The sequence below is a fragment of the Collinsella sp. AF02-46-1 genome (assembly GCF_003465825.1).
Taxonomy (GTDB): Bacteria; Actinomycetota; Coriobacteriia; order Coriobacteriales; family Coriobacteriaceae; genus Collinsella.
Window position 1 is genome coordinate 1 of record NZ_QSBV01000032.1, and the last position, 8,343, is coordinate 8,343.

An 8,343-nucleotide genomic window follows, 5' to 3' on the forward strand; every position below is an offset into this window, starting at 1 on the left:
CCTATTTGCTCAATGTGTTCGGCTGAGATCGGAAATCAACCTCTCACCGGCCGGGCGCAGGGTTACCTCCCAAATCGTCCTCGCGCATGGCCGGCATTTGTCCTGCTCCTGCGGAGCTGCGGACAAACGCCGGCCTGCGCTGCGGAAAGATTTGGGAGGTAACCCTGCGCCCGGCCTGCGGCTACTATGGGGCCGACGCACCAACTTGAGATGCTGCGCATACAAAGTTGGAAGGGTCTGAATTGCACTTTGTTGGGATGGGCCCGTTTCCCCATGGGAACTTTGCTTGGCAGGACTCTAATTTAAATTCAGCATAAACAGGGGCGCCCTCTTTGAGGACGCCCCTGTTCTGGCTTGTTTGCGGTTGTCGAAGCGATGCTTTGCCTCGCCTTGCCTTATGCCAAGAACTCCTTGGTGGTCGCCACGATGTTGGCGGCGTCCAGGCCGTACTTGTGCAGGAGCTCGGCACCCGGGCCAGACTCACCGAAGGTGTCGTTGACGCCGATCTTCTTGAGCGGCGTCGGACACTGCTCGCACAGGACGTCGGCAACGGCGCTGCCCAGGCCACCGATCACAGAGTGCTCCTCGACGGTCACGACGTGGCCGGTCTTGGTGGCGCTCTTGACGATCAGGTCGGCATCGATGGGCTTGATGGTGTGCATGTTGATGACCTCGGCGTCGATGCCCTCGGCAGCGAGCTGCTCGGCGGCCTCGAGAGCCTCGCCGACCATCAGGCCGCAGGCGATGATGGTCACATCGGCGCCCTCGCGCATGACAATGCCTTTACCCAACTCGAACTTGTAGGTCTCGGGGTCGTTGATAACCGGCGAGGCCAAACGGGCGAAGCGCATGTACACCGGACCGTCGCACTCGTAGGCGGCGCGCGTCACGGCGCGGGCCTCCACGTCGTCGGCGGGAACAATTACGGTCATGCCGGGGATGACGCGCATGAGGGCGATATCCTCGCAGCACTGGTGCGTGGCGCCGTCCTCGCCCACCGAGATGCCGGCGTGCGTGGCACCGATCTTAACGTTGAGGTGCGGGTAGCCGATGGAGTTGCGGACCTGCTCAAAGGCGCGACCGGCAGCGAACATGGCAAAGGTACTCGCGAAGGCAACACGACCAGTGGTCGCGATACCGGCGGCGACGCCCATAAGGTTGCTCTCGGCAATGCCCACATCGAAGAAGCGGTCGGGGCAAGCGGCCTTAAACTTACCGGTCTGCGTGGCGGCGGCCAGGTCGGCGTCGAGGACCACAAAGTCATCGTGCTCGTTGGCGAGCTCGACGAGGGCCTCGCCGTAGCTTACACGCGTGGCGATTTTCTTGACGTCTGCCATCCTAGAGCTCCTCTCCGGCGGCCGTGAGCTCTGCCATGGCCTGCTCAAACTGTTCATCGTTGGGGGCCTTGCCGTGCCAGCCAACCTGGTTCTCCATAAAGGACACGCCCTTGCCCTTTGTGGTCTCGGCGATAATGGCGGTCGGCTGCCCCTTGGTGGCGCGAGCCTCGGCAAAGGCGGCGCGGATCTGGTCGAAGTCGTTGCCGTCGGCGAGCTCAACCACGTGGAACTTGAACGCGCGGAACTTGTCGGCGAGCGGCATGGGGTCGTTGACCTCCTCGACGGGACCGTCAATCTGAAGGCCGTTGTGGTCGACGATCACGCAGAGGTTATCGAGCTGCTGGTTGCCGGCAAACATGGCGGCCTCCCAGACCTGGCCCTCCTCGCTCTCGCCATCACCCAGCAGGGCGTACGTGCGATAAGTATCGCCCCAGTGCTTGGCGGCAACGGCCATGCCCACGGCGGCGGAAATGCCCTGGCCGAGCGAGCCGGTGGACATGTCGACGCCCGGGGTGTCGTTCATGTTGGGGTGACCCTGCAGGTGGCTGCCGATGTGGCGCAGCGTCTCAAGATCCTCCTTGGGGAAGAACCCGCGCTCGGCGAGCACGGCGTACAAGCCCGGAGCGCAATGGCCCTTGGAGAGCACAAAACGGTCGCGATCGGCCTTGCGGGGATCGGACGGGTCGACGTTCATTTCCTCAAAGTACAGATAGGTCATGATGTCGGCAGCACCGAGCGAACCGCCCGGATGGCCGGACTTGGCAGCGTGCACGCCGGTGACGATGCCCTTCCTTACCTCGTTGGCAACCTTTTTGAGCTCTTCGTCGCTCATTGTGCCTTCCTTTCATCCTCTTTAGACAAGATGCGCACGGCACCGAAGGTAATCCCAACACAGCCGCAATGCACGTACGTCATTCATTATGCTGGAAACTGATGGCTTTACCAGATTTTTTATCATTATTTGAACAATTTAGCAGGCAGAACCGCTGATGAAACGGTTTATCAATGTGAACGTCTTTTGGATGGAACGCGGTCGCCCCTACGCGCTAATGTCCTTGAATCCCTCGCCGAAGGCTTCCGTAACGTCAGCGACCGTCACAATGGCGTGAGGATCGCGCTCGCGCACGATCGTCTTAAGGGTATTGAGCTCTCGACGGCTCACGATGACCATGATCACCGGCTTCTCGGCACCCGAATACATGCCAGTCGCCTTAAACTTGGTACAACCACGACCCAGGCCATACATAATATCGGCAGCGATATCAGGGAACTTGTCCGAGATGATGAGTACCATACGACGCTTGTTGCCACCATCGACCACGGCATCGATCACGTAGCCGCTAATGACCATCGAAAGGCCTGCATATAGTGCATTTTCGATTGAAAAGACCGGAGCCGACAGCGCACATACGGCAACATCGATCGCCATGACGGTCGAGCCCACGGGCAGCGAGGTATTACGCGAGATGATTTGGCCAATCGTGTCCGAGCCGCCGGTGTTGGCGCCGGCGCGCAGCACCATGCCATAACCGATGCCCGTGATGATGCCGCCCCACATAGCGGGCAGCATCAGATCGGCATGTGCCAGCGGCGCCACAAACGGAGCGAACAGGTCGGTGAAAAAGCCCAGCAGCACAAAGCCTGTCGCCGTCTGCACCACGTAGAACATGCCGCCCTCGCGCATAACGACCAGCAGCAGCAAGGCGTTCATCACGATCGTCTGAATACCAACGGGAAGCGATAGACCGCGCGATGCGCCGACCGCCTGGATAATGGTGGCAAGGCCCGTAACGCCACCGGCAGCAAGGCCGTTAGGAATCAAAAACAGGTCGGTCGCAATAGCGGCCAGAGCGCACCCCAACATAATCTGGGGCAGGTCGTGAAAGAAGTTCATCGAAAGAATGCGCTTAATGTCCAGACGATATGCCATGCTGCCTCCCTCAAAAAAGCGCACCCCATCGGATGCGCTTTGAACTTCTTCTTGTATTCGATTCTACCGATTCGCCGGACAAAAACCACCCCTGCGCAGGGTTTATTCCGAATACAAACCCGTCCAACCGTTGGGCTTAGCATCGGCTTGAAGCCGCCCGATGTTTTAGATCTCCGAGCCTTCTACATCGGCGTTGCCGGTAGCCCAACGGTGATAGCCAATCACAAACGGATCCAAATCGCCATCGTCAAGAACGGCCTCGACGTTGCTGGTCTCCACGCCCGTACGCAGGTCCTTAACCATCTGGTACGGGTAGAGCACGTAGCTGCGGATCTGGTTGCCAAAACCAATCGTGGTCTTGGGTCCGCGAATCTCGTCCAGGGCCTCGGCACGCTTCTCGAGCTCAATCTCGTACAGGCGAGCCTTGAGGATCTGCATGCACGCGGCCTTGTTCTGGATCTGGCTGCGCTCGTTTTGGCAGGTAACCACAATGCCGCTGGGGAAATGCGTCACGCGCACGGCGGAGTCGGTGGTGTTTACGCCCTGGCCACCCGGGCCACTTGCGTGGTACACGTCGACGCGGATGTCGTCGGGGTTGATCTCGATATCGATATCGTCGGGCAGCACCGGAATGACCTCGACGCCGGCAAACGTGGTCTGGCGGCGCTTCTTGTCGTCGGTGGGGCTAATGCGCACCAGGCGGTGGACACCGGCCTCGGCGCGAAGCATGCCAAAAGCATCCTTGCCTTCGACGGTAAAGGTCGCGCGATCAATGCCAATGACCTCGGCCGCGGGGCAATCGTTGATGGTGACCTTCCAACCGCGGCGCTGGCAGTACTTCATGTACATCTTAAAGAGCATGAAGGTCCAATCCTGGGCCTCCAAACCACCCTGCCCGGGCTTGATGGTCACAATCGCGTCGCCATGGTCGAACTCCCCGGTAAACCAGCTCGCAAGCTCAAGCTCGTCGATGGCGCGGGCCAGGCGTTCTGCCGTAGCGGCAGCCTCCTCGCGCAATGCGACGACGTCGGGGTCATCCCCCATCTCCTCGGCAAGCTCCAGCGCAGCGCGGGCATCGGAAAGCTCGCCGCGCGCGGTGTCCACGGCAGCGATGTCTTCCTTGGTGCGCGCGATCTCCTCCATCGTGGCGCGAGCGGCATCGGCGTCGTCCCAAAAGCCCGGGGCGACGCTTTTGGCCTCGAGCTCCGTTACGCGGGTGCGCTTCTCGTCCAAATGGAGGTACGACTCAACCTCACCGAGCCGGTCCGCAAACGCGTCCAGCTCGGCGGGCGTTACCTCTAAAGCCTCAGCCATTAACGATTCCTGCCGTGGCAGTACTTGAACTTCTTACCGCTACCGCAAGGGCACGGGTCGTTGCGGCCCACGTTGACGTACGGATCGTCGCTCTCGGACTTGCGGTAGGTCGTCACCTTGCCACCGTTGTTGACGGCAGCCGGACCACCCTGGACAGCCGTGCGGGCCTGCACCTGCGCCTGCTTGCGCAGCACCGAGTCGCCGTTGTCACCATCGACCTCGGCAGGACCGGAGAAGTGCGCACCCTCGAGCGCGGGCTCCTCCTTGTGCTCCACGACACGCGGGGCAGCCTTGATCTCGATGCGCAGAACCGTGCGCAGGTAATCCTCGTACATGGTGTCGACGAGTATCTGGAACGCGCCGTAGGCCTCGGTCTTGTACTCGACCAGCGGGTCGCGCTGGCCAAAGCCGCGCAGGCCGATGCCGGTCTTGAGGTAGTCCATCTCCTGCAGGTAGTTCATCCAGCGGGTATCGATGACGCGCAGCATGACCTGGGTGTTGAGCTCGCGCATCAGGTCCTCGCCCAAGCGCTCGGCTTTCATGTTGTAGCACTTCTCTACGTAAGCCAGGACATCGGCAGCTAGGGCCTCATAATCCTCGTCGGGGAACTTCGGCGTATCGATGTGGCCGGTGAGCTCCACAACCCACTTGCGCAGGCCCTCCAGGTCGCGCTCGCCATCGTGACTGTCCTTGGTGCAGAACTCCTGCACGCAGCGGTACACGGTATCGTGCATGACCTCGGTGATGTGGTCGGTCAGATCCTTGCCGTCCAGAATCTTATTGCGCTCGGCGTAGATGACCTGGCGTTGCTTGTTCATGACGTCGTCGTACTCAAGGACGCTCTTACGCATGGAGAAGTTGATGCTCTCGACCTTGTGCTGGGCGCTCTCGACAGCCTTGGAGATGATCTTGTGCTGGATGGGCATATCGTCGCCCATGTCAGCCGTGACCATCATCTTGGAGACGCGGTCCATCTTGTCGCCGCCAAACAGACGCATCAGATCGTCCTCGAGCGACAGGTAGAACTGGGTCTCGCCCGGATCGCCCTGACGGCCGGAACGGCCGCGCAGCTGGTTGTCGATACGGCGGGACTCGTGGCGCTCGGTGCCGATAACGGTCAGGCCGCCGGCGGCAAGAACGCGCTCGCGCTCGGCCTTGCAAGTCTCCTTGGCCTCGGCGTTAAACTGCTCAAGCTGCTCGGGCGTTACGTCCTCCATGGTCAGGCCCTCGTACTCCAGGCGCTCGCGCACCAGCTCGTCGGGGTTACCGCCCAGCAAGATGTCGGTACCGCGGCCGGCCATGTTGGTAGCGATGGTCACGGCGCCATAGCGACCAGCCTGGGCAACGATATGGGCCTCGCGCTCGTGGTGCTTGGCGTTGAGGACCTCGTGCGCGATGCCGCGCTTGGTGAGGGCGGCCGACAGTTTCTCGGAGCTTTCGATGGAGACGGTGCCCACCAGGACCGGCTGGCCCTTGGCGTGACGTCGCTCGACGTCGTCGGCAACGGCGTTGTATTTGGCCTGGATGGTGCGGTACACCAGGTCCTCGTGGTCAACACGCTGCACGGGCTTGTTGGAGGGGATGACCTCGACGGGTAGCTTGTAGATCTCGCGGAACTCGGCATCCTCGGTGAGTGCCGTACCGGTCATACCGGAGAGCTTGTCATACAGACGGAAATAGTTCTGCAGGGTGATGGTTGCCAGCGTCTGGTTCTCCTCGCGCACGAGCACGCCCTCTTTGGCCTCGATGGCCTGGTGCAGGCCCTCGGAATAGCGGCGGCCTTCCATGATGCGGCCGGTAAACTCGTCGACGATCTTAACCTCGCCGTTGGTGACCACGTACTGCTTGTCGCGATGGAACATGTACTGGGCCTTCAGCGCCTGCTGCAGGTGGTTGACCAGCTGGCCCGAAAGGTCGGCGTAGATATCCTCGATACCCAGACGGCGCTCGATCTTCTTAAGGCCGCGCTCGGTGGCGGCAATGGTGTGCTTGGCCTCGTCCATGACGTAGTCGCCCGTGGGCTCCACATCCTCGGTGGCGGTGAGCATGTCATGCGACACGTCCTCGCCGCGCTCCAGGCCGCGCACGGCGCGCGCAAAGTCCTTGTAGGTGCTGGCCGACTTGGTGCCGGCGCCCGAGATGATGAGCGGCGTCCTGGCCTCATCGATCAGGATGGAGTCGACCTCGTCGACGATGGCGTAGTTGTGGCCGCGCTGTACGCGCTGCTCGGGGCGGGTGACCATGTTGTCGCGCAGGTAGTCGAAACCGAACTCGGAGTTGGTGCCGTAGGTGACGTCTGCCTGGTAGGCCGGACGCTTGAGCTCGAGCGGCATGTTGTTCTGGAGCAGACCGACGGTCATGCCCAGGTACTTATAGATGCGGCCCATCCACTCGGAGTCGCGCTTGGCAAGGTAATCATTGACAGTAACGACGTGCACGCCCTTGCCGGCAATAGCGTTGAGATAGCCAGCCAACGTGGAGACGAGGGTCTTACCTTCGCCGGTCTTCATCTCGGCGATGTGGCCCTCGTGCAGTGCCATGGCGCCAATGAGCTGCACGTCAAAGTGGCGCATACCCATGGTGCGCTTGGAAGCCTCACGCACGGTGGCAAAGGCCTCGGGGAGCATGTCGTCAAGCGACTCGCCGTTGGCGTAACGCTCGCGGAACTTATCGGTCTGGCCGCGGAGTTCCTCCTCGGTCATCTTCTCAAACTGGGGCTCAAGACCGTTGATCTGGTCGACGATCTTGTAGTAGCGCTTAAGGTCCTTATCGGATCCAAAGGACAGCAGCTTTGACATGAATCCCATGTGGTTTTCCTTTTTGGCCATCGCCCACGCCGTGCAGCTGCGGGCGAGTTAAACACAGATGATTGTACTTTAGCCAAACAAGGCGCGGCCTATACGGTCGACCTCGACCGCCACGTAATAACTATGACCAACCTGCCACAATGGGACAGGTTTATTTTGGCAAGTTTTATCTGAGCAAACGCCGTCTCTCTGCCATGTGGTGCCACGGGGACAGGTTAGTTTGCACCAATAAAAAGAAAAGGGCCGCGCACCCAAACGGATGCACGGCCCTTATGCCATGAATGCGAGTGATTCCGCGGCGAGCTATTTACTCAGCAGCCTCGGTGGTCTCGGCCTCGGCAGCGGCCTCCTCGACGGGAGCCTCTGCAGCCTGCTTGGCAGCCTCCTCGGCGAACTTAGCAGCACGCTTAGCCTTCTCGGCGGCCTTAGCCTCAGCGGCGGCCTTGCGAGCGGCCTCGGCCTCAGCAGCCTTGGCGGCCTTGGCAGCCTTGGCCTCCTCAGCCTTCTTGAGCTGGGCGGCAGCGGCGCCACCGAACTTGTCGGCGAAGCGCTGGACGCGTCCACCGGTGTCGACGAACTTCTGCTGGCCGGTGTAGAACGGGTGGCACTCGTTGCAAAGCTCAACCTTCATCTCGGACACGGTAGCGTGCGTCTTGAAGGTGTTGCCGCAGGAGCACGTCACCGTGCACTCGACATACTGGGGATGGATACCCTGCTTCATGGTAGGACTCCTTATTGGTCAGGCGCTGGTTACCGATCAGCGCATAAGGCGTCTTGGTTTCCGACCAAGACAACAAACTCGGCTATGGTACCACGGCGCCGCGTGTCCCACAAAAGGTTCACGGTCTTTTCGGAACGACACGAGCTGGACCTTAAATATCAACTTCATCCGAACACTCCCCCACATTCATCTCTCGTATGTATCGAGGTATTCCTGCTTGAGCGTCTGCGAGGA

Annotated in this window: 6 protein-coding genes; all 6 read right to left on the reverse strand. The window is 60.8% G+C overall.

Translation table 11 applies throughout. The annotated features are described in order from the left end of the window. Nucleotides 1-395 precede the first annotated feature (395 nt). The 6 genes from DWV20_RS09495 to rpmE all read right to left on the reverse strand — a co-directional run bounded on the left by DWV20_RS09495 (nt 396) and on the right by rpmE (nt 8,109). Complete coding sequence (locus DWV20_RS09495; RefSeq protein WP_006235309.1) at nt 396-1,337, reverse strand: transketolase family protein; 942 nt, start codon at nt 1,335-1,337, stop codon at nt 396-398. Nucleotide 1,338: 1 nt separating this feature from the next. After that, nucleotides 1,339-2,169: a transketolase gene (locus DWV20_RS09500; RefSeq protein WP_117638068.1), complete on the reverse strand. Its 831-nt coding sequence runs from the start codon at nt 2,167-2,169 to the stop codon at nt 1,339-1,341. 207 nt (nt 2,170-2,376) lie between these two features. Further along, on the reverse strand, nt 2,377-3,267 hold the full coding sequence (locus tag DWV20_RS09505) for a YitT family protein (RefSeq protein ID WP_117564199.1): 891 nt from the start codon (nt 3,265-3,267) through the stop codon (nt 2,377-2,379). A 165-nt stretch (nt 3,268-3,432) separates the two neighbouring features. After that, nucleotides 3,433-4,581, reverse strand: coding sequence for a peptide chain release factor 2 (prfB, locus tag DWV20_RS09510; protein WP_118256874.1), 1,149 nt, complete (start codon nt 4,579-4,581; stop codon nt 3,433-3,435). Then, nucleotides 4,581-7,388 (reverse strand): preprotein translocase subunit SecA, encoded by a 2,808-nt coding sequence (gene secA / locus DWV20_RS09515; protein ID WP_117757883.1) that lies wholly within the window; start codon nt 7,386-7,388, stop codon nt 4,581-4,583. The genes prfB and secA overlap by 1 nt, the downstream gene beginning before the upstream one ends. Nucleotides 7,389-7,695: 307 nt before the next feature. Continuing rightward, on the reverse strand, nt 7,696-8,109 hold the full coding sequence (gene rpmE / locus DWV20_RS09520) for a 50S ribosomal protein L31 (RefSeq protein WP_117638071.1): 414 nt from the start codon (nt 8,107-8,109) through the stop codon (nt 7,696-7,698). Between the last annotated feature and the right edge of the window lie 234 nt (nt 8,110-8,343).